22 protein-coding genes are annotated in these 20079 nt (G+C 58.3%); 11 read left to right on the top strand and 11 right to left on the bottom strand.

Going from position 1 to position 20079, the window contains the following annotated elements:
* Positions 1-24 precede the first annotated feature (24 nt).
* Positions 25-492, bottom strand: coding sequence for a hypothetical protein (locus FN806_RS14925; RefSeq protein WP_142638545.1), 468 nt, complete (start codon positions 490-492; stop codon positions 25-27).
* Positions 493-903: 411 nt separating this feature from the next.
* Positions 904-1083, bottom strand: a complete 180-nt coding sequence (locus FN806_RS14915) for a zinc-finger domain-containing protein (protein WP_142638543.1) — start codon at positions 1081-1083, stop codon at positions 904-906.
* A gap of 87 nt (positions 1084-1170) precedes the next feature.
* Here FN806_RS14915 and FN806_RS14910 point away from each other — a divergent pair, with 87 nt between their 5' ends.
* Positions 1171-2163: an ABC transporter ATP-binding protein gene (locus FN806_RS14910; RefSeq protein WP_142638697.1), complete on the top strand. Its 993-nt coding sequence runs from the start codon at positions 1171-1173 to the stop codon at positions 2161-2163.
* On the opposite strand, the gene FN806_RS14905 is transcribed toward FN806_RS14910, so the two are convergent.
* A complete protein-coding gene (locus tag FN806_RS14905) occupies positions 2160-2627 on the bottom strand; it encodes a DUF1203 domain-containing protein (protein WP_142638541.1) in 468 nt (155 codons plus the stop codon). The two genes, FN806_RS14910 and FN806_RS14905, sit on opposite strands and share 4 nt — an antisense overlap.
* A gap of 234 nt (positions 2628-2861) precedes the next feature.
* Between FN806_RS14905 and FN806_RS14900 the strand changes: the two genes are divergently transcribed.
* A complete protein-coding gene (locus FN806_RS14900) occupies positions 2862-3224 on the top strand; it encodes a group III truncated hemoglobin (protein WP_246097259.1) in 363 nt (120 codons plus the stop codon).
* A gap of 112 nt (positions 3225-3336) precedes the next feature.
* A complete protein-coding gene (locus FN806_RS14895) occupies positions 3337-4275 on the top strand; it encodes a DMT family transporter (RefSeq protein ID WP_142638537.1) in 939 nt (312 codons plus the stop codon).
* Between the two features lie 53 nt (positions 4276-4328).
* On the opposite strand, the gene FN806_RS14890 is transcribed toward FN806_RS14895, so the two are convergent.
* Positions 4329-5441, bottom strand: a complete 1113-nt coding sequence (locus FN806_RS14890) for an S-(hydroxymethyl)glutathione dehydrogenase/class III alcohol dehydrogenase (RefSeq protein WP_142638535.1) — start codon at positions 5439-5441, stop codon at positions 4329-4331.
* 130 nt (positions 5442-5571) lie between these two features.
* On the opposite strand from FN806_RS14890, the gene FN806_RS14885 reads away from it, so the two are divergent.
* Positions 5572-5859, top strand: coding sequence for an I78 family peptidase inhibitor (locus FN806_RS14885; protein ID WP_142638533.1), 288 nt, complete (start codon positions 5572-5574; stop codon positions 5857-5859).
* Between the two features lie 34 nt (positions 5860-5893).
* Here FN806_RS14885 and FN806_RS14880 read toward each other — a convergent pair whose 3' ends face one another.
* A complete protein-coding gene (locus FN806_RS14880) occupies positions 5894-6619 on the bottom strand; it encodes an SDR family NAD(P)-dependent oxidoreductase (RefSeq protein ID WP_142638532.1) in 726 nt (241 codons plus the stop codon).
* 178 nt (positions 6620-6797) lie between these two features.
* Here FN806_RS14880 and FN806_RS14875 point away from each other — a divergent pair, with 178 nt between their 5' ends.
* The 5 genes from FN806_RS14875 to FN806_RS14855 are packed head-to-tail and all read left to right on the top strand — an operon-like array spanning position 6798 to position 11004.
* Entirely contained in the window at positions 6798-8132 is a 1335-nt protein-coding gene (locus FN806_RS14875) for an NAD(P)/FAD-dependent oxidoreductase (protein WP_142638530.1), read from the top strand.
* The gene (locus FN806_RS14870) at positions 8083-8628 is read left to right on the top strand and encodes a hypothetical protein (RefSeq protein ID WP_246097258.1); all 546 of its coding nucleotides are present in this window, start codon (positions 8083-8085) and stop codon (positions 8626-8628) included. The genes FN806_RS14875 and FN806_RS14870 overlap by 50 nt, the downstream gene beginning before the upstream one ends.
* Positions 8628-9851, top strand: coding sequence for an MFS transporter (locus tag FN806_RS14865; RefSeq protein ID WP_142638528.1), 1224 nt, complete (start codon positions 8628-8630; stop codon positions 9849-9851). The genes FN806_RS14870 and FN806_RS14865 overlap by 1 nt, the downstream gene beginning before the upstream one ends.
* Positions 9848-10465: a DUF3833 domain-containing protein gene (locus tag FN806_RS14860; protein WP_142638526.1), complete on the top strand. Its 618-nt coding sequence runs from the start codon at positions 9848-9850 to the stop codon at positions 10463-10465. The genes FN806_RS14865 and FN806_RS14860 overlap by 4 nt, the downstream gene beginning before the upstream one ends.
* Positions 10462-11004, top strand: a complete 543-nt coding sequence (locus FN806_RS14855) for a DUF3833 domain-containing protein (protein WP_142638524.1) — start codon at positions 10462-10464, stop codon at positions 11002-11004. Before FN806_RS14860 ends, FN806_RS14855 begins: the two co-directional genes overlap by 4 nt.
* Positions 11005-11064: 60 nt before the next feature.
* On the opposite strand, the gene FN806_RS14850 is transcribed toward FN806_RS14855, so the two are convergent.
* The 6 genes from FN806_RS14850 to FN806_RS14825 form a co-directional block, all read right to left on the bottom strand.
* Positions 11065-12072, bottom strand: a complete 1008-nt coding sequence (locus FN806_RS14850) for a porin (protein ID WP_142638522.1) — start codon at positions 12070-12072, stop codon at positions 11065-11067.
* Between the two features lie 442 nt (positions 12073-12514).
* Positions 12515-13648, bottom strand: coding sequence for an energy transducer TonB family protein (locus FN806_RS14845; protein ID WP_142638520.1), 1134 nt, complete (start codon positions 13646-13648; stop codon positions 12515-12517).
* Positions 13645-14022 (bottom strand): ExbD/TolR family protein, encoded by a 378-nt coding sequence (locus tag FN806_RS14840; RefSeq protein ID WP_142638518.1) that lies wholly within the window; start codon positions 14020-14022, stop codon positions 13645-13647. The genes FN806_RS14845 and FN806_RS14840 overlap by 4 nt, the downstream gene beginning before the upstream one ends.
* Before the next feature lie 4 nt (positions 14023-14026).
* Complete coding sequence (locus FN806_RS14835) at positions 14027-14392, bottom strand: biopolymer transporter ExbD (protein WP_246097257.1); 366 nt, start codon at positions 14390-14392, stop codon at positions 14027-14029.
* Positions 14385-15050: a MotA/TolQ/ExbB proton channel family protein gene (locus tag FN806_RS14830; RefSeq protein WP_142638516.1), complete on the bottom strand. Its 666-nt coding sequence runs from the start codon at positions 15048-15050 to the stop codon at positions 14385-14387. Before FN806_RS14830 ends, FN806_RS14835 begins: the two co-directional genes overlap by 8 nt.
* A complete protein-coding gene (locus FN806_RS14825; protein ID WP_142638514.1) occupies positions 15047-15481 on the bottom strand; it encodes a hypothetical protein in 435 nt (144 codons plus the stop codon). The genes FN806_RS14830 and FN806_RS14825 overlap by 4 nt, the downstream gene beginning before the upstream one ends.
* A gap of 448 nt (positions 15482-15929) precedes the next feature.
* On the opposite strand from FN806_RS14825, the gene FN806_RS14820 reads away from it, so the two are divergent.
* Positions 15930-19133, top strand: coding sequence for an adenylate/guanylate cyclase domain-containing protein (locus FN806_RS14820; protein WP_142638512.1), 3204 nt, complete (start codon positions 15930-15932; stop codon positions 19131-19133).
* 53 nt (positions 19134-19186) lie between these two features.
* Positions 19187-20068 (top strand): encapsulin, encoded by an 882-nt coding sequence (locus FN806_RS14815; protein WP_142638510.1) that lies wholly within the window; start codon positions 19187-19189, stop codon positions 20066-20068.
* Positions 20069-20079: the final 11 nt, after the last annotated feature.

The following is a 20079-nucleotide window of genomic DNA, read 5'->3' as shown; positions in this document are numbered from 1 at the left end:
CGGGTGACCAGTACAGAAGGTGAACTATCCGCCGAACAGGCCGCCAAATACATCCGAAAAGCTGTTGAGCAGCGCCATGATGACCAGCACACCGAGGAAAGCGAAAAACGCAAAAGCAAAGAACTGAAACAGGATTGCGCCGATGCCGATTGCGATACCCGCAATGGCCGGGCGCAGTTTTTCGTGGCGCAGAATGCCTATGGCCGACAGGACAATGGCCAACCCACCCAAGAGGGCGACGCCGATTTGCAGATAGTCATCCAGGTCCCGTGAGGGCGTTAGAGGCTCGGGTTGGTCCAGCCCGGCGGCCGAGCGCAAGGTGGATTTTCCAAGCTCGGCTGCAAGCTCTCCCAAAGACACGCCAGTCGATTGTTGCGGTGCGAATGGCCCGGCCCAGAACAGGAACAGGGCGCCCAACAGGGCCATCGCGGAAACACTAAAACCAATCCATCCGAAGACCGGTTGGTTGGTATTTTGGATACTGGCGTCCATCAACACACTTCCTCCATTGAGCCGGCGCAAAGCTATCGTCAGAACACGACATTAGTTGGGCAGGTTAGACCTTGCCTGATTGGTTTATCAAGCGGGACAAAGTGATCGAGTAAGGCAATGGCACCCATGTGCCGAAGTCTTCATTCGCGGACCACAGCACCTCACCGGCCCAGACATGGCAGGTTCGCAGCGCGTTGAAACACCCTTTGGCCTTAAAACTGATTGTGGTTGGAAAAACCCGGCAGCCAGGAGGCCTGTAGATCGGCCCGCTGACCAGGCGATTTCGATCGTATCATCGCCCTGCGCCCGATTTCCCGATCCGGTTAGAAGCATTCCGATAGCGGCGGCCAGAAAATAGCCAACAGCTCCAATGATTAGGCAGAGGTAAAACCTGCCCGCGGCTTTGCACATTCAGGCGCTGGCCTCGTGCCCTTTTAAGACAAATTTGCAGTCGCAATAGGGGCACTCGACCCAGCCGGTGTCTTCGGGGATCTGTAACCAAACACGTGGGTGGCCCAATGCACCTTCGCCGCCATCACAGGCGACACGAGAGGTTTCGACGATCTTGGTTTCCGGCGCTTCGATTGTCACGGCTGGCGATCCTTCACTGGTTGTCGGCCTCGCGGGCATGCATTAGGTGCGTTTATGAGCGATGAGCAAACCGGGGGCAAGAGCCACATGGACAATGCGGCAATCAGGATCGAAGGGCTGCGCAAGACCTATCGCGGCAGCAAGGGCCAGCCTGAAAAGCAGGCGCTGAAGGGTATCGACCTGACAATCCCGCGTGGTTCAGTCTTTGGATTGCTCGGGCCGAACGGGGCCGGGAAATCGACCCTGATCAACATTCTGGCCGGGCTGGTGGTTAAATCTGCAGGCCATGTGTCGATCTGGGGTCATGACCAAGACCGCAACCCGCGCCAATCTCGCGCTGCCATCGGCGTTATGCCGCAAGAGCTGAACCTGGACCCTTTCTTTACTCCGCGCGGTGCTTTGGAGGTTCAGGCTGGCCTATATGGTGTACCAAAGGCGCAGCGGCGCAGTGATGAAATCCTCGAACTGGTTGGCCTCAGCGACAAGGCCGAGGCCTATGCCCGCACCCTGTCCGGCGGTATGCGGCGCCGGTTGCTGTTGGCCAAGGCTTTGGTGCATAACCCCAAAGTGCTGGTTCTGGACGAACCCACAGCGGGCGTGGATATCGAGCTGCGCCAAATGCTCTGGGCCAACGTGCGCAAGCTGAACCAGCAGGGCATGACCATCATCCTGACGACGCATTACCTGGAAGAAGCACAGGAGATGTGCGACCAGATCGCCATCATCAATCATGGCGAAAAGATCGCACAGGACAGCACGGCAGACCTGCTGGGCCGCATGGATGGTCGGACGATGGTAATTATTCCGGATGGCCCCGTCACTGAACTGCCTGCGACCGAGGGAGTCGAGGCCACACTGCGCGACGATGGCAGCCTGGTGCTGCGCTATCGCAGTGCCCAGACCAGTGCCGAACAGGTTCTGGAATCCGTCAGGGCCGTGGGCATGCGTATCCGGGACGTTCGCACCGAAGAAGCAGATCTTGAGGATGTGTTCCTGGCCCTGACCTCGACCCGGGCGGGCGATGTCCCGGCAGCTGATCTTGATCAGCCGCGCCGGGGATTGCACCGGGTTAAGCTTTAGGCGCGGTCGATCCGCGCGTGATAGCAGTTATTCGACGCGGATCTGATGTGGATATAGGCGACATCCGCGCGGGCAAAGATATCCCCGGCAGCGTTTTGCAATTCCGCCTGCGGCGTAATGATCCCGGTGCCGTAAACAATCCTGTCGTCCGATCCGTACCCTTTAATCAGATAATTGGGTGAGGCGGTCAGCGCCTCGGGCAGGTTGGTGAGATCCTCATAGCGCTGACAATGCTCTACACAAAGGTAAATCGGCCCGGTTTCAGCAAAAGGTTGTGTCGCTGGAAAGGGCCGGTGGGCCAGCACCAGCATTTCCTTTCCCTTGGGAATATAGGTCAGGCAATGACGGCAGGGGTTTCCTTCCCCGTTCGATATCGCCCGTTCGGGCGGGTTGCCATAACCATCAGGCGCGCCTTGGCGATAGGCCTGAACCTGCGCGGTGGGGAGGGCAGATATTTTGTGCATGTTAGGTCTCCTTCTTTGTACAAAAGATGCCTGACCCGGCGAGGGGAACCGACCCGTTTCCTGCGCAAACGCTTCTTTGAGACAGCGCGACATATACGCGCCGTGGCTTGACAGCACGGGCTACAATCCGATCTGAACGGGACGCAATTCAGTTTCGGAACGCCCATGTCCAAACCTACCTCTCCTGCCCGCCCAGGAATTCCTCCGAGGTTTCCCGCCACCGCTGAACAGATCATGTCGCAGGTGAGCGCATTCTACGCCCGCGTCCGGCAGGACGAGGCACTGGCGCCGGTCTTTGCAAACCATGTCAGCGACTGGCCCCCGCACGAGAACAAGATCGCCGCGTTCTGGCGCAACGCCATTCTGCATGAGCGTTGTTATGACGGAAATCCGCAGCGTATTCACATCGAAAGGCCCGATATCAGGCCCGAATTGTTCGATCATTGGCTGGACCTGTTCGAGGAGGTGGCCCATAGCACCCTGCCCGCAGAAACCGCGCTGCCCTGGGTGGCGCTGGCCCGGCGCATCGGCGTAGGGATGAAAGTGGGTGTACAATCCGCGCGCCAGCCAAAGGACGCGCCACCGATCCTGCGATGATCTCAGATCATGGCCGGTTGCCATGTTAGCGGTAAAATAAGGGCTATCAGACTCTGAAAAATGGGTTTATGCAACGGATGAACCCACCATTCCGCTGCCCAAGGTCAGACCCATGAGCACTCAAAACACCACCCTCAGGGGCCTTGGCTATGCGTTTCTGGGATTTGCTGTCTTTGCCAGCCACGATGCGCTGATCAAGGTGCTGGGCGGAACCTATTCGGTGATGCAAATCATCTTTTTCGCCACGCTGTTTTCCTTTGTACCGATGGCCGTGACAATCCTGACAGACCGCTCTACCGGCAACTTCCTTCCGCACCATCCCTGGCTGGTCCTGCTGCGGTCGGGGTTGATGGTCACAGGCATGTCCTGCGCATTTTATTCCTTTTCGGTCCTGCCTTTGGCCGAGGTATATTCACTCCTGTTCTCTTTCCCGCTGATCGTCACGGTCCTGTCGATCCCCATATTGGGCGAGGTGGTCCGCGCCCAGCGTTGGGCCGCGGTTGGCGTGGGCCTGATCGGCGTGTTGATCGTTCTGCGCCCGGGTACCACGGACATCACGCTAGGCCATCTGGCGGCGCTGACGGCCGCATTCTGCAGCGCCTTCGCGTCGGTTCTGGTCCGTAAGATCGGCAATGAGGAACGCTCGGCCGTTCTGATCCTTTATCCGATGCTGCTGGCCATAGTGGTCATGAGCATCGCGCAACCGGCCGTTTATCAGCCTCCGTCCTTGTTGCATCTGGCCATGATGGCACTGGTCGGAGTATTTTCTGTCATTGCCCAACACCTGATTATTCTGGCTTATCGTGCCGCGCCAGCGGGGGTCATCGCCCCCAGCCAATACAGCCAGATCATCTGGGCCACGATCTTTGGCATGGCGTTTTTCGGCGAAAAGCCAGACGGCTGGGTTGCCGTCGGCGCCAGCATCATCATCGCATCTGGTGTCTTCGTCGTCTGGCGCGAGAGCCGGTCGAACACCACCTCGACCAATACCCCGGTTTTAAGGGTCCGCTCACCCCGATCGGATACAGGGGCGACGCGGCCGGGGGAATGACAAACGGCGCGCCAGAAGCGCGCCGTAACAACTTTTCCGTCTGGATTAGAGCCTTAGTAAACCACAACCGAGCGGATGCTTTCGCCCTTATGCATCAGGTCGAACCCATGGTTGATGTCGTCCAGTCCCATGGTGTGGGTGATCATCGGGTCGATCTCGATCTTACCTTCCATGTACCAGTCGACGATCTTGGGCACATCCGTGCGGCCACGGGCGCCGCCAAAGGCCGTACCGCGCCAGGAACGACCGGTGACCAGCTGGAACGGGCGGGTCGAGATCTCGGCCCCAGCAGGTGCCACGCCGATGATGATCGATTCACCCCAGCCCTTATGTGCAGATTCCAGCGCCGTGCGCATCACGCCGACATTGCCCGTTGCGTCAAAGGTGTAATCTGCGCCGCCCTTGGTCAGATTGACCAGATAAGGCACCAGATCGCCTTCGACCTCGGACGGGTTCACGAAATCGGTCATACCGAACCGGGTGGCCATTTCCACCTTGGAGGGGTTCAGGTCGACGCCGACGATCTGGTCGGCCCCTGCCAGTCGCAGGCCCTGGATCACGTTCAGGCCGATGCCACCCAGACCAAAGACAATGGCGCGGCTGCCGATCTCGACCTTGGCGGTGTTGATCACCGCGCCGATGCCGGTGGTCACGCCGCAACCGATATAGCAGATCTTGTCGAAAGGCGCGTCCGGGCGCACTTTGGCAAGCGCGATTTCCGGCAGGACCGTGTGGTTGGCAAAGGTCGAGCAGCCCATGTAATGCAGGATCGGATCACCATCCAGCGTCGAGAACCGCGAGGTGCCATCGGGCATCAACCCTTGGCCCTGCGTCGAACGGATCGCCTGACACAGGTTGGTTTTGGGATGCAGGCAGTATTCACATTCGCGACACTCGGGGGTGTAAAGCGGGATCACGTGATCGCCCGGCTTCAGGCTGGTCACGCCCGGGCCGACCTCGACCACCACACCTGCGCCTTCATGGCCCAGAATGGCGGGGAACAGGCCTTCGGGGTCTGCACCCGACAGGGTGAATTCGTCGGTGTGGCAAATGCCGGTCGCCTTGATCTCGACCAGAACCTCGCCCGCCTTGGGGCCTTCGAGGTTCACATCCATCACTTCCAAAGGTTTGCCGGCCTGCACGGCGACGGCGGCACGGGTGCGCATGATGTACTTCTCCCAGTCAAATTTGGCCTGACCCTGCGTTAAATGCAGGATTTTTTCAACTGCGCTTTGATGGCAGCAATGCTAAATATTTGATATTACAGAAACGACATTGCCAGAAAGAGGAGCGCCAATGCGCCGTTTGACCCCTGTTTTGATTTTGCTGGTCGCATGTACAGAGTCGCCCGCTCCTGAGGACGCGCCACTGCCACTTGAACCCACCCCGGTAGATTTGGCCTTTTGCAAAGGAGAGCCAATTGCCGATGCGATTGGCAAGCCTGTATCGACCATTCAGTCGCAATTACCCGAACGGTCGCGCGTTTTAGGCCCCGATGACATCGCCACACAGGATTATCGCATCGACCGGCTGAACGTCTTTGTAAACGGCTCGGGGATCATACAGAGCCTGACCTGCGGTTAAGCCTGGCAGAAGCTCAAAACCCCAATGTTAGGGCCTATCTTCCGCGATATATCACCCAATCCGGCAAATAGCCTACAAGGCGGATCAGCCATGAAAACGGCGCTGGGAAGTCTGTGCGGAATCTGTGGCGGGACATTGCCCGAACCACATGCTGGGCCGCGCCCTGAGGCGTCATCAGCATCGGCATCCGGAAACTGTTCTTTTCGGTCAGGCGAGTCTTGATGAAGCCGGGATTTACGATCCGAACCGTGACGCCCGAACCCGCCAGATCATGCCGCATGGTTTCTGCCAGTGAAATCAAAGCCGCCTTGCTGGCACCATACCCGACTGCAGATGGCAGGCCATGATAGCCGGACAGCGACCCGATCAGCGTGATCTCCCCCTGCCCGGCCTTAACAAACCCAGGAAGTATTTCGCCCAGAACCCGCAAAGCGCCCTGAAAATTCACATCGGACATCCGAAGAGCGGCCTCGGTGTTCCACTCAGTGCTGCGCATCGGGTCATAAGCTCCGGCATTATAGATAAGGCCATCCACTTTTCCGGCAGCGGAAGCGGCACGTCGAACAGAGTCTAAATCAGCGACATCGCAACGAATGGCTTTTGAATTTGGCAGAATGCTGCAGATTTCATCCAGGCGTTTCGCGTTTCGCGCCGACAGGATCACCCGGGCGCCGCGATTGCTTAGAGCTTGCGCCAATGCACGACCCAAACCTTCGCTTGCGCCAACTATCCAATAAGTTTTCCCGTCAAAGCTGTTCATGCCGACCATTTCTGAATTGTGTTATTTCAATACGGTTACACGGCCAGATTGGATCACCTTCGGTTGCTCGCGGTGAGGCCGCTAAATTGCAGCCGCACCTGAAAAACTCCTGTCTTGAATGATCCAATCCTGCTCCTACTGCGTATTCTTTATCAAAACGTCACGTAACGAGGCTATCATGTTCGACGAAACCCAAAGGGGCAGGAAAAAAATCGCCATAGTTGGCGCAGGCATTTCAGGCCTTTCAGCGGCTTATTATCTTTCCGAAAACAATGACGTGACACTCTTTGAGGCTGAACCCAGGCTTGGCGGGCATGCCCGCACGGTCATGGCGGGCAAAAATGGCGATCAACCCGTCGATACCGGTTTTATCGTCTTCAACTATGCCACCTACCCTTACCTGACACGGTTGTTCGATACGCTGAACGTGCCTGTCGAAAAATCCGAGATGAGCTTTGGTGCGACCATCGACAACGGGCGCATCGAATACGGGCTGAACAACCTGCGCACTCTTACGGCGCAGAAACGCAACCTTGCGCGGCCGGCCTATTACAAGATGATCGCCGACATCCTGCGTTTTGGCAGAGAGGCCCCGGACGCAGCCAAGGACGATGACACAACGATCGGAGAGCTGGTTGATCAGCTGCGGTTGGGGCACTGGTTTCGGCACAATTACCTTATGCCCATGTGCGGGGCGATCTGGTCGACCCCGGTTGAATTTGTGGATCAATTCCCAGCGCGGTCGCTGGTGCAGTTCTTTCGCAATCACGCTCTGCTGGCCAATGGCCGCGCCAATCAGCACCAATGGTACACGGTCAAGGGCGGCAGCATTGAATATGTCCGCCGGATTGACGCCACCCTGCGTGCCCGCGGGGCCGAAATACGTCTGGCCAGCCCCGTTCAGAGGGTGCAGCGCAATGAGATAGGCGTGACCGTTCACAGCCAAGGCCAGTCGGATCAGTATGATGAGATCATTCTGGCCACCCACTCGGATCAATCCCTTGCCATTCTGGGCCAGGATGCCACCCCAGCCGAAGCAGCCGCGCTTGGCGCGATCCAGTATCAGCCCAACACGGCCATCCTGCATTGCGATCCGTCGCAGATGCCCAAACGCCGGGCCTGTTGGTCCAGCTGGACCTATCGCTCGCAGGCCGGGAATGTCGGGGTGACCTACTGGATGAACAGGCTGCAGAATATTCCCGACAGTGACCCGCTGTTTGTGACGCTGAACGCCTCATCCGAGATCGCCGCCGACAAGATCTATGATCAGGTCGAATTCGCCCATCCGGTTTTTGACAAGGCCGCACTTTGGGCACAGGGGCAAATCCGCGAGATGCAGGGACAGAACCGCACCTGGTTTGCGGGCGCCTATAACCGGCACGGGTTTCACGAAGACGGGATTGCCAGCGCCATGCATGTCGTCGAGCGGATCGCTGGCGGCCCGCAAACCATCGGAGCAGACAATGGCACCCCCGAACAGATCGCGGCCATCCCTGTTGCGGCCGATCTCTGAGCTGATGCGCCCGGCCATTCTGGCGCTGGCGATGGTGCTGCCCTGCGGTTTAGCGGCGTCACCTTTGGCTGAACGGTTGGACGATCCAAAAGTTCTGGGCAGCTCTACGTTCCGGTTCCTGGGTTTGCCGGTTTACGATGCCAGGCTTTATACGCCCGGCGGCGCACCGTTTGACTGGAATCAAGAGTTCGGACTGAAACTGACATACCGCAAATCCATCGCGCAGAAGGCTCTGATCAAGTCGACGCTTGGCGAAATGGTGCGACAGGGCAACCCGCCTCCAACCGCCGATCAGTTGCAGGCCTGTTTTCAGGCCGTCAGCAAAGGCGACAGCTATCTTGCAATCCCGGAGGGTCCGGACAAGATCGGGTTCTGGCGCAATGGCAGCAGAACCTGCACCTTGTCGAGCCCGGGCATCACGCGCGCATTCATGTCGATCTTTCTTGGCAGCAACACTAGATCGGCCAACTTTACCCGGCAGTTGAAGGGTCAGTGATGCTGTATCCCCGGGTCAGTCTCTATGCGTTGATGCTCGCCGCTGCAGGCATCCCGCTTTACATTCACCTCCCGCGTTTTGCGGCGGTCAATCTGGGCATTGGCCTTGGGGTGATCGGCGCCGTCCTGTTGCTGATCCGTTTGGTTGACCTTGTGCAGGATCCCCTGATTGGCTGGGCGATTGACCGGTGGCCTGGTGGCCAGCTTTTGTTTGCTGCCCTCGCCGCACTTGGGCTGGCCGTTGGCTTCCCGCTGCTGTTCACTCTGTCTGAGGGCGCGTCCGTTGCCAGTTTGGTGGCCATCCTTATCCTGCTGTTTTCAGCCTACAGCCTGGGAACCATCCTGCTCTATGGCCGCAGCGCCACGTTGGCCAAAACGCCCACCCCGTCCGAGCTGATGACACTCGCCGCCTATCGCGAAGGCGGACAGCTAACCGGCGTGATACTTGCCGCAAGTGCCCCCGCGCTGTTTGTTGCCTTTGGCGCGCAGGCGCAGGGCTATCCTGCGTTCGGGCTGTTTTTGGGCCTCATCGCCATTCTGACCTTTGTCCTGACGGCCCCGATCTGGCGACGCGCGCCGATCACCGGACAGGCCCTGACCCTTGCAGGGCTGGGCGATGCCGGAGCCTTACGCCTGCTGGTTCTGGCGCTGATCAACAGCTTGCCGGTCGCCATCACCTCGACTCTGTTTCTGTTTTTTGTCGAAGACCGGCTGCAACTGCCAGGCATGGCAGGACCGCTGTTGATCTTGTTCTTCCTCAGCGCGGGGGCAAGCGTGCCCCTTTGGGCGCGGCTCAGCAATCGGATTGGCCCGAAACAGACCCTAATGATCGCCATGCCGCTCTCGATTGCGGCCTTTGTCAGCGCCGCGACGCTGTCAACCGGCAGCCTAGCCGGGTTCGCCCTGATCTGCATTGCATCGGGCGCCGCACTTGGGGCGGATATGGTGGTGCTGCCGGCCATGTTCTCGGTCGCTCTGACACGCGCAGGTCTGAACGCATCCGCCGCATTCGGCATCTGGTCATTCGCGGGCAAGCTGGGGCTGGCCCTGGCGGCCTTTTTCACCCTTCCATTGCTGGAACGCAGCGGATTCACTCCGGGACAGGCAAATTCAGCCGAGGCGCTGCGAACGCTCAACCTCGCCTATGCCATTTTGCCCTGCATCCTGAAACTCGGCGCGTTTGGAATGGTCCTGACGCTGCCAACTGAGGTCTCAGCCAAATGAAACTACTTGCTATAGCCCTGCTCATCATCTTCGCCCTGTCCATCGCAAAAGGGCGCTATCTCAGCTTTCGGGCCCAATCGCCTGAGGATTACAGCGGCACCGGCCCCGCGTTTAAGATGACGGAAAACCTGAACGGGGAGATCCTGTCCGAAGGGCTGATCTATGGCCCCGACGGTAAGATGTCGAACAGCTTTGTCGCCCGTATGGTCGGGGAATGGGACGGCAACACAGGCACTCTGACCGAGAATTTCATCTATTCCAACGGCAAGAAGATGGCCCGCAAATGGTATCTGACTCTGGGCACAGGAAACACATTCATCGCGACAGCAGATGACATCGTGGGCGAAGGGCGCGGCACGGTCTCGGGCTCGACCGTAAAGCTGACCTACAAGATCATCCTGCCCGAGGACGCAGGGGGACACACGCTGGACGTAACCGACTGGATGTACCTGACGGAAAGTGGCGTGATCATGAACCGGTCCGAGATGCGAAAGTTCGGCATCAAAGTCGCCGAGCTGATAGCCACCATGCGCCCGGCGCCCTCCACCAAATCGACCTATCTGGACCGGGCGAATGGCCATGACACCGCCGCTGAAACACGGGTGCTGCAATGAAACCACGTCGTCTTGTCATCGCGGGCCTTGCTGTTCTGGGGCTGACCGTTCTGGCTGCCTGCTCCGCGAAACCCCGAACCCCCAAGACCTTTTTGTCCGATCGGCAGTTGAACCTGGAAGAGTTCTTTGAGGGTCAGACTGTGGCCTATGGTCAATTTCAGGATGTTCTGGGCAATGTGCCACGCCGGTTCACTGTTGATATCAATGGTACATGGGATGGCGAGACGCTGACCCTGATCGAGGATTTCGTTTATGACGACGGCGCAACCGAGCAGCGCGTCTGGACCCTGACCAAAACCGGCGAGGATACCTGGACCGGCACAGCCCCCGGCGTGCTGGGCACCGCCAGCGGGATCGAGCGTGGCGATACCTTCAACTGGACCTACAAGATCGACCTGCCCGTCAAGGATGGGACCATGCGGGTCGATTTCGATGACTGGATGTGGCTGCTGAGCGATGACCGGCTGCTGAACCGGGCCTATGTCTCGCGCTATGGCATCCGGCTGGGTGAAGTCATTTTGTTCTTTGAAAAGAAATAGTCAGACAGAAAAAGGGCGGACCCGAAGGCCCGCCCTTAGATCAATATGGTTCAGATCGGCTTAGAAGTTGAACTGAGCACCAAAGTCGGCACGGATCTTGCCGTCGTCATCGCCGTCTTTGATCTCGCCAACTGCACCACGCAGCGATACACCGCCGCCCAGGTCATAGATGGCGCCAACACCGATGTTGCGGGTGTCGTCGTCAGCCGAACCGTCACCGTAAACCAGCTGCAGCGTGGTTGCCGCACCCAGATCATAGGCGACCGAGAAACCATAAGCGGTGCCGTCTTCGGCGTCGTTGTTGACGTCATCGTCAGCCACGAACAGGGTGCCGTAGAAATCGCCCAGTTCTGCACCCAGGGTCAGAACAGTCAGGCTTTCCTTGTCAACGCCTGCGCCTTCATCAGTTTCACCATATGCCAGCGAGGCGGTGAAGTTGTTGAAGGTGTAAGTTGCGCTTACGTCCCAGCGATCACGGTCGTCAGTGATGCCTGCGCCCAGGAATTTCGTGTCCTGGTCATAGGATGCCGAGAATGCCAGATCGCCAACGGTGTAGCGGAAGAACACAGCATTCGCGCCCGTGCCGGTTGAGCTGTATTCTAGGAAGGAATAGTTCACGCCCGAATACTGACCCAGGAATTCTTCCAGGCCCGGCTCGGTACCGAAGTAGTCATCCAGGTTGTCGAACGAACCCGAAACGTTACCGGCGTCAACACGCAGGCCGCCATAGATAACCGAGAAACGGGCGCCATTCAGGCCAGCTTCGTTCTGCTCGCCGGTGCTTGAATCGTCATCCGCCTGCAGACGAACACGGCCCTGGAATTCAACGCCGCCATCTGTTTCGGCACTGGCGTCGATGTTCAGACGAAAACGCGACACCAAAATGGTATCGTCGGTCGAGGCGTTGTTCGAATTGACCGCACCAGACGCGGTCGTTGTGGTGGTGGTTGCTGAACGGTCTTCTTCATAGCCCAGACCAAAGCGGCCATAGCCGCTGAATTTGACTTCCGCGGCAGCAACACTGGCGGTTGCAATCAGCGCGGTCGATGCGATGAGTACGTTTTTCATGGTTAATCCATAAGTTTTGAGAGGAGTAGTGCCACCGAAGCGGCGGCTAAATTCGTCGAATAATTTCAACATGGGCACAATAGCGAGACGGGATTTTCCACGCCCTCTGCCTGCAACGGTGTTGCCACTTTGCATCGGGCAAAAAGGCCGCAGGGCGTAGATATTCAAGCTTTTCGAGCACTTTGTTCGCTCATTGGAAACGTTACAAAAATTTGAACGCAAAAAAGCCAGACCACCTCTTTAAACCGGGAATTATTGACAGGTCGCATGATTCAGGGATTCTCGGTCCCTACCCCTGTTGTGACTGCAGCCCAATTTCAGGTGAGTCGCAATCTGAGAGTCCGCATTCCGGGAATTGCCACGCCCAAGAGCACGCCCAGTCACACAGCATAATGCCCAGCCGCGCTTCGGGTCGGATGCGATCCTGCTACGGCACCATATGCTAGTTGCTGTTATAGAAAAATGACAGGCTGCGGCTGACACCGCCAGGGGGCAACGGGAAAGGTGACGCCGCACGAACCTGCGCCTTGGCAGCGCGGTCGACTTCGGGGGATCCAGAGCTGTCGACCACATCGACAAAGGCCAAGGTGCCATCCGGGTTGATCTGAAAAAAGACTTGAGCGAAACCGCGTGCCGAAACATAGACCAAAGGCGCCCGGTTCAGATGCATGAGCACACGGCCAGCATAGTTGGTTTTGGTGGAATTGCCTGGCCCCCTTCCCCCTGAACCTGCACTGGTGTTGCCGCGTGTGAACGGGTCAATTCCCGCGCGTTTGTACTGCGACAGCGGGGATTCGACTTCTTTCTCTGGGAACCGCAGATCACTGAAATCGTTGGAGCCCGGCAAGACGCCCTGCGGTTTGGAACTAGGCCGTTGATCCGGTAGCTTCGGACGCACCGAAGAGGTCAGTGCCGTCTCTGTCTCTTCCTCCGCCTCAGGTTCGGGTTCGGGCTCGACAAGTGGGATGTCGACGTCGGGAATGTCAGCTATCAGCGGTATGTCGGGAACCGGCGATGGCTCGGGCGTGGGAACTTCAGCCGGGGCCGGGTCAACCGCTGCCTGTTCTTCGGCTTGCACCGGGCTGGCCTCGGGCACTCCTTCGGGTGTTTCGGCCTGCTCACTGGGTTCGGCCTGAGGCGTGGAATCTTCGTCCTGGCTGGCGGCTTCATTTGCGTCCGAAGGTGTCTCAGACGTGGTTTCCGACGGCTCAACCGTTTCCGTCACAACCGGGCGCACGATTTCGGACTTGCCCAGATCGGGTGAAGGGACCTGCTGAGGGTTATCAGAGGCGACCAATGCTTCGCTAACCGGCACTTCTTCGGGTTCGGGTGCCGGTTCGGGCTCCAGCGGCTCTTCCGGTTCCGGTTCGGATTCGGGGGCGGGCTCGGGCTCAACCGGGTCCGCAACGACATCGGCAATCTCTTCGAACTCATTGCCCAGCGCGATGGCATCGGCCGGGCCTGCAGGTTCCGTGGTTTCAGTCAGACGGGGCGCCGTCACGCTCAACCCGACTAAGTGAATTAACAGGGACACCAGGACCGCAATAGCCGCAATGACAACCGAGCGTCTGATCATTCCAGCGCCTTTTCGGTCACTACAAAGACCGACGTCGCCCCCAACCGCCGCAGAGTCCCCGTCACCTCAATCAGGCGGTGGCCCGGTGCTTCACGGTCGGGCACGATCCGCACCGGCGCGGGGTCGCGGCCGGTCATATAGGCTTCGGGGGTCATCGGCTGGCCCCGAAAGCTGAGCAATCCGTTCTTGTGCAGAACCAATGCGTCGGGAGGCTCACTGCCATCCAGTTCTGACGTATCCACAAGTTGCAGATCCGGATCCAGCGGCGGCGCTATCGTTCCGGTGATCAAAAAGAAGATCAGCATCAGAAACACGACATTGATCAAAGCAATGGTCGAATCGCGTTTGCGGCGGGGTCGAAGATTGCGGATCATCGCCTCACTCCAACACCAGAACGCTCAACCCGTCGCGCCCACGCAGCCGCACCAGCAGATTGACCAGCCTTTGCGAGGTTGTATCGGGGTCAAGGCTGACCAGGACTTGCCCGGTGTTCACCTGCTCGACCACCTCGTCCAATGTGACCGGAACGCCGTTCAGGATCAGGCGCTCTGATCCCAGCTGCAAAAACACCCGCTGACCCGTAACTTCGTCGGTCGAGGCGCCGCCGGTCGCACTGCTCAATTCGATCTCGGCATATTTCGAGAAGGTCGAAGTCAGCATGAAGAAAAGCAACAAAAGGAAAATGATGTCGATGAGCGGCGTCATCGACATTGGCCGTCGCACAAATGGTGCCCGATTACGCATGATCTGCTGTCGTTGGGACAGCGGCCATCTGGGCAGGGTCTGACGATCCCCGCCCCGGAACAAGAACGGTCCTCAAGGCCTTGTCGGCGAAAACCCGTTCGCGCGCAGTGCGACTTTCGAACCAGGACAGAACCATCGAGGTCGGCATCGCCACGGCCAGACCAACCGCTGTGGTGACCAGCGCTACCCAGATACCGCCCGCAAGCAGCGAGGGATCAACCGACGATCCGGCAGTCTGAAGGCTCTGGAACGCTTCGATCATGCCAAGGACGGTGCCGAACAGGCCCAGCAGAGGCGCCAGCTGTGCCACGGTGTCCAGCAGGCGAAAGCCGCGTTCAAGGCCCGCCAAGGCCAACCCGGCCTCGGCATCCAGCCTTTGGTCCAGCCCGGGCATGATGGGCGCATCCATGGCAGTTCTGACTAGCGGCGCAAGATAACTGCGGCTTTCCGCCAGCTTGGCCCTTGCGGCCTGCGTGTCACCTGCATCCCAGGCCGCAAGCGCCTGGGACAGGATCTTGTGCCGACCGACACCGGAAACGGTGAACTGCCAAAGCTTGTACAGCGTGACGGCCAGCGTCACGATCGACATGGCGATCAGGACCGCAACCACCGGCCCGCCAAGGGCAACAATTTCACGCAAAGCATCAAGCGGGCTCATCTGAGAAACTCCACATCTGTTCGGTTGTTCAGGGTCAGGGCCGCGTCGCACAGATCGCTCTCGGCGCCTTCGACCGTACATGTATTGGATCCGTTGATCAGAATCCGGCCGACATTGCCGCAGCTCATGTCCGCGATGGTGAACTGCCGCACCCGCAGACGTCCCGCAGGAATATCGCGGAAATTATACAGCGTCAGGCTGACAACATTGCCCTCCGCGTTAAAGATAACGGTTTCAAAATTGGCGGCCTCAATCTCGGCACCGGTCTGATTTTGCAACAGAAATGACAGTCGGCAGTTGCCATCGACCTGTTGCAGATTGTTCAGTTCCATCAACAGCCCAGCGCTTGGGTCCTCGGCGGATTGCGCAGGGGACATGGTTGGAATGCCAAGACAAAGGATCGCTAGTTTCGCCAGGCGGAAAGACGTCACAGGTATGCTCCCGGTAATTCAATGAAGACATCGAAGGCCGGCGTTTCGGTGCTGGCGCGTTATTCTTTTATCCAAGAGCTATGGCCCGCGAAAGGGCTCGCGACGCATTTGTGACCAACCGGCATATTTACAGCCATCCGGTCAGGCCACTGGTTTCCGCCCGGATTAACCTGAACCCCTGAGGCCTTGTACCTGGTGCCAATTAACCTCGGACCGACCGAAATTGCGTCTGAGTGGTGCGACCACACCGGGCTGGTTTCGATTTGACAACAAAACCATTCATTTGGGAGGCTTGACCGCAATATCATAGCAATTCGGCCCGACATCTGCCACACTTGTTACCAAATTGGTCTTATACCACGTCAATCTTTTGGATTCGGCGCGATATTGACGCGAATGAGGCATGCAACGATGTGCCGAAGAAGTACCAGGGGGCAAGCGCTGATCAATGACGACTGTCATCGGGAAATCCACACGCCTTTCAACTATTCTGCAAAACGCCGATCTACATGACTTCAGCGCGCGGTTTCTCGAAGAAGGGATAGACGACGTAATATTGGACGAATTGACAGACCCGGAACTTCGAGATCTGGGTTTGACTGTCGGTCAAAGGAAACGTTTTCGGCAAACACAGGCACAACTGAAGCTTCAGGAAGCGTCCGACAGACCCGCAATGTCCCGCGTGGCCGAACGGCGACAGCTGACGCTTGTATTCTGCGATCTGGTCGGGTCCACGCAATTAGCACAGCGGCATGATCCGGAAGAGCTGATGCAGATCATGAATCTGTATCTGGACACCGCCATCGGCACGATGAAACAACACGGATGCCACCTGGCTTATAAGCAGGGCGATGGCATCATGATGTATTTCGGATATCCGAAAGCCACTGAAGATGATACCGAGCGCGCGGTGCGTGCAGTTTTGGAAACCATCGAAGCGGTTCAGAATCTGGAAAACAAGTTCGGTGAAAACCTGGACCTGCGCGCGGGAATCGCAACCGGAGTTGTCGTTGTCGGGGTTGTTTCCTCTGCCAGCCTGGGAACACAGGATTTCATTGTTGGCGAAACGGCCAACCTTGCCTCACGCCTTCAGGGATTGGCCAATCCCGGTGAAGTTGTCGTCTCGTCCGAGACATGGCGCCTGACAAAAGGGGCCTTCAACTTTGAACCGCGCGGCAATCACGAATTGAAGGGATTTGATGGTGAGCGCTCGGTCTTCCGCGTTATTGACGAAAAGATCGCCGCCAGCCGGTTCGACGCGCGCACCGGCAAGTCCACGGTCAAATTGGTTGCCCGCGAAGACGACCTGACCGGCCTGACAGGGCTTTGGGATCATGTGCTGCGCGGATCGGGTCAGGTTGCGCTGGTTGGTGGCCCGGCCGGTATCGGGAAATCGCGGCTGATCAATTCCCTCAGCAAAACGCTGGGACAAAGGCCTATGACCCTGCAATGTGTCCCGCATCTTGCCAGTTTGCCCCTGCACCCGCTGCGTGCCGAGCTTCGGCGGTTTGCAGGGGATGAGACTGATACCGACAAGGTAACCGAGTCGATCAGGGAATACGCGAAAAACGCCTCTCGTTTGACCGAAGAAGATGCTGCGCTGCTATTGGATTTGGCCGGGTTTGAAACTGACGCTCCGGTCGAACCCGATCCGATCAAGAAAGCCCGCAAATCTTTGGACTTGCTGATCCGCTGTGCCGGGAGCATCTGCGATGAACGCGGGTCATTGCTGTTGGTATTCGAAGATGTGCACTGGGCGGACGCAACCACGCTGGATGCCTTGGACGCGCTGATCGACGCCTTGGACCAGTTGCCCATCCTTGTGGTTCTGACGCACCGCCCTGAATACGAGCCTCCGGAACATTTTGAAGGCCGCGCGTCAATCGTCGAATTGACACCTCTTTCGGTTCTCGAAGCGTCTGAACTGGTGCGCCGTGTTGCCGTACCGCGCAGCCTGCCGGTCACTTTGGTCAGACAGATTGTCGAAAAAGCCGATGGTGTGCCGCTTTATATCGAGGAAATGACCAAGGCGGTTCTGGATCAGCTGCCGCAGGACGTGCCCATCGATGCCGGGGTAATGGGAACACTCAGTATCCCCGCAACTCTTCATGACTCGCTGATGTCGCGGCTGGACCGGATGGAAAATGCGCGACCTGTAGCGCAGTTGGGATCCGTGATTGGCCGCAGCTTCACGTCGGCGATGATCCATGCGGTAGCGCCCAAGGACACGGATGTGGAATCGGCATTGATCCAACTGATCGGTGCAGGTCTGGTATCCATCACCAGCGAAGCCGGGGCGCCGACTTACACGTTCCACCATGCGCTGGTGCAGGATACAGCGTACCAGTCGCTTTTACTTGAAGACCGGGAACAGATTCACCTGAAAATCGCCAAAGAATTGCTGGCCGGTCACAAGGCTTTTGGTAACCCGACACCGGATACCGTGGCGCATCACTGTGATCTCGGTGGTCTGAAGGGCGAGGCTGTTACCCACTGGGTTTTGGCGGGTGAACAGGCCCTCAGCCGCCTTGCGAACCTACCGGCGATTGCCGCTTTTCAGGCCGCATTGCGCAATATCGAAACGATGCCCGGCGGTCCCGAACGAGATGGGGTAGAGCTTGGCGTTCAGATGAATGTGTTGCCTGCGTTCATGGCGATACACGGTTGGTCATCCACACAGGTTGGGCAGACCGCAGCCCGTGCGATGCATCTTGCACAGGCGCTGGGTGCGGGCGAAACCCTGTTTGCCGCGACCTTCTGCCGATGGACGCATTTCTTTGTGTCGGGCCAGATGAACCGCGCACTTGAGATGGCGCAGGCCCTTGACGGCATGGCCAGCCTTGCACCGGATCCGGTTACAAACGTCCTTGCTGCTCGAGCGCTCAGCTATACTCATTATTTCCGCGGCGAGTTCGCCGATTGCGAAAGACAGCTTGAACGGGGCCTTGCCCTGATCACGCCCGAGCTTGACATGGCCATGATGCCGATGACCCAGTCCTCGACCAGCGCGTCGTTCTTTGCCATTCAGGGCTGTCTTCTGTGGCAGCTTGGCAAATTCGACGAGGCCGAAGAGGCCCGCCTGAAGTCGATCGAAATCAGCAAGCCGTTCGAACACGCCCCCAACCTTGTCTACATTATGGGCGCGTCGTCGATGTTCCTTCCGTATGCGGGCGAATGGGACTTGCTGGACGATACGATGAACGAAGCGCGTCGGATCGCGGACGAAGAAGGGTTCCTGTATCTTCACGCAATGCAGGATATCTATCTGGGTCTGGCTCAGGCGGGCAAAGGTGACGTGATCGGGGGGGCTGCTCGTGTCGGGACCTATATGGACCTTGTGTCCCAAGCTGGCGGCAACTTTACCTTCCCGCAAAACCAGATTGTCCTGTCCGAGCTGTTGATCGATCAGGGTCATATCGAGGATGCCCTGAACCGGCTTGAACATGTTTGCACGCCCGGGTGGGAGCGTGGAGAGATGTTGAACAAGCCGGAATATCACCGTGTGCGCGCTAAAGCATTGGCCGCCCGTGGCGACCTTGACCAAGCTGTCACTGAGGCAAATCAAGCCCTGCAGCTTGCACGTGACATCGGGGCAGTTGTTCAAGAGAAACGCGCTCTGGATTGCCTGAACAAATTTGCTAAAACGTTATGAAATTAGATAGCTGCCAGATTTAACCGCGCAGTGCCATCCAGAAGGGGGAGACGATGACCGAAGCACTTGAATTGGACCAGCAGCAGTGGGATGCCGTGAACAAGGCCGTCCACGACGAAGCGTTGCGCGCGCGTATTGCTGCCAGTTTCCTGCCGCTCTACGGCCCGCTACCGGCTGATACCCAATCGGTTCCTCTGAACAAGCTCGAGCTGGTCCCAGAAGCGACCGGCCCAAGGATGCGCTTTGGCGTGAATGACTTTGACACGACGCGGCTGTCGACAGTGTCGGTGAACGTCCATGTCAAAGGTGCACAGCTTGCAGATCCCGAACTGGCCGCTGCGCTGATCATGTTCCGCCGGGCGGCTGCCATTGTCGCACGGGTCGAGGATGAGATCATCTTTAACGGTCAGGCCGGCACTGGTGAAGGCCCCCAACCCGCGCCCGGTGCACCTGTCACGCTGCCCCCGGTCTATACCGTCAGCGGCGGTGGACATTACGAAGGTCTGCTGGAAGCAGGTGAGGCCCAGCCGGTTTCCAGCGGCTCGAAGAAAAAGCCAACCGGCCCCGAGGTTTTCGAGGCCGTGGTTGCGGGGATCAGTCAACTGGAATCCCTGGGTCATCTTGGACCCTATGCCTGTGTGATGGGTAACGGCCTGTTCCAGGCGGTCACGACACCGATGGAAAACTCGATGGTCCTGCCCCGCGACAGCATTCTGCCATTTCTGGACGGGCCGCTGCTGCGGTCTGGCGCATTTCCGGTGAACAAGGCCGTGCTGGTGTCTTTGCAGGGCGCACCGGTTGAGATTGTTGTGCCTTCTGACATTGCGGTCAAATATCTGCAGACCTCGGCAGATGGCGATCATATCTTCCGCGTTCAGCAGAAATTCCGCCTCAGGATCAAAGAAGCTCAGGCTATCTCGACCATCACGTGCTGACCGGCGCGATG

Source organism: Ruegeria faecimaris (assembly GCF_900182615.1).
Lineage (GTDB): Bacteria > Pseudomonadota > Alphaproteobacteria > Rhodobacterales > Rhodobacteraceae > Ruegeria > Ruegeria faecimaris.
This window is presented reverse-complemented; position numbering and strand designations above follow the sequence as displayed.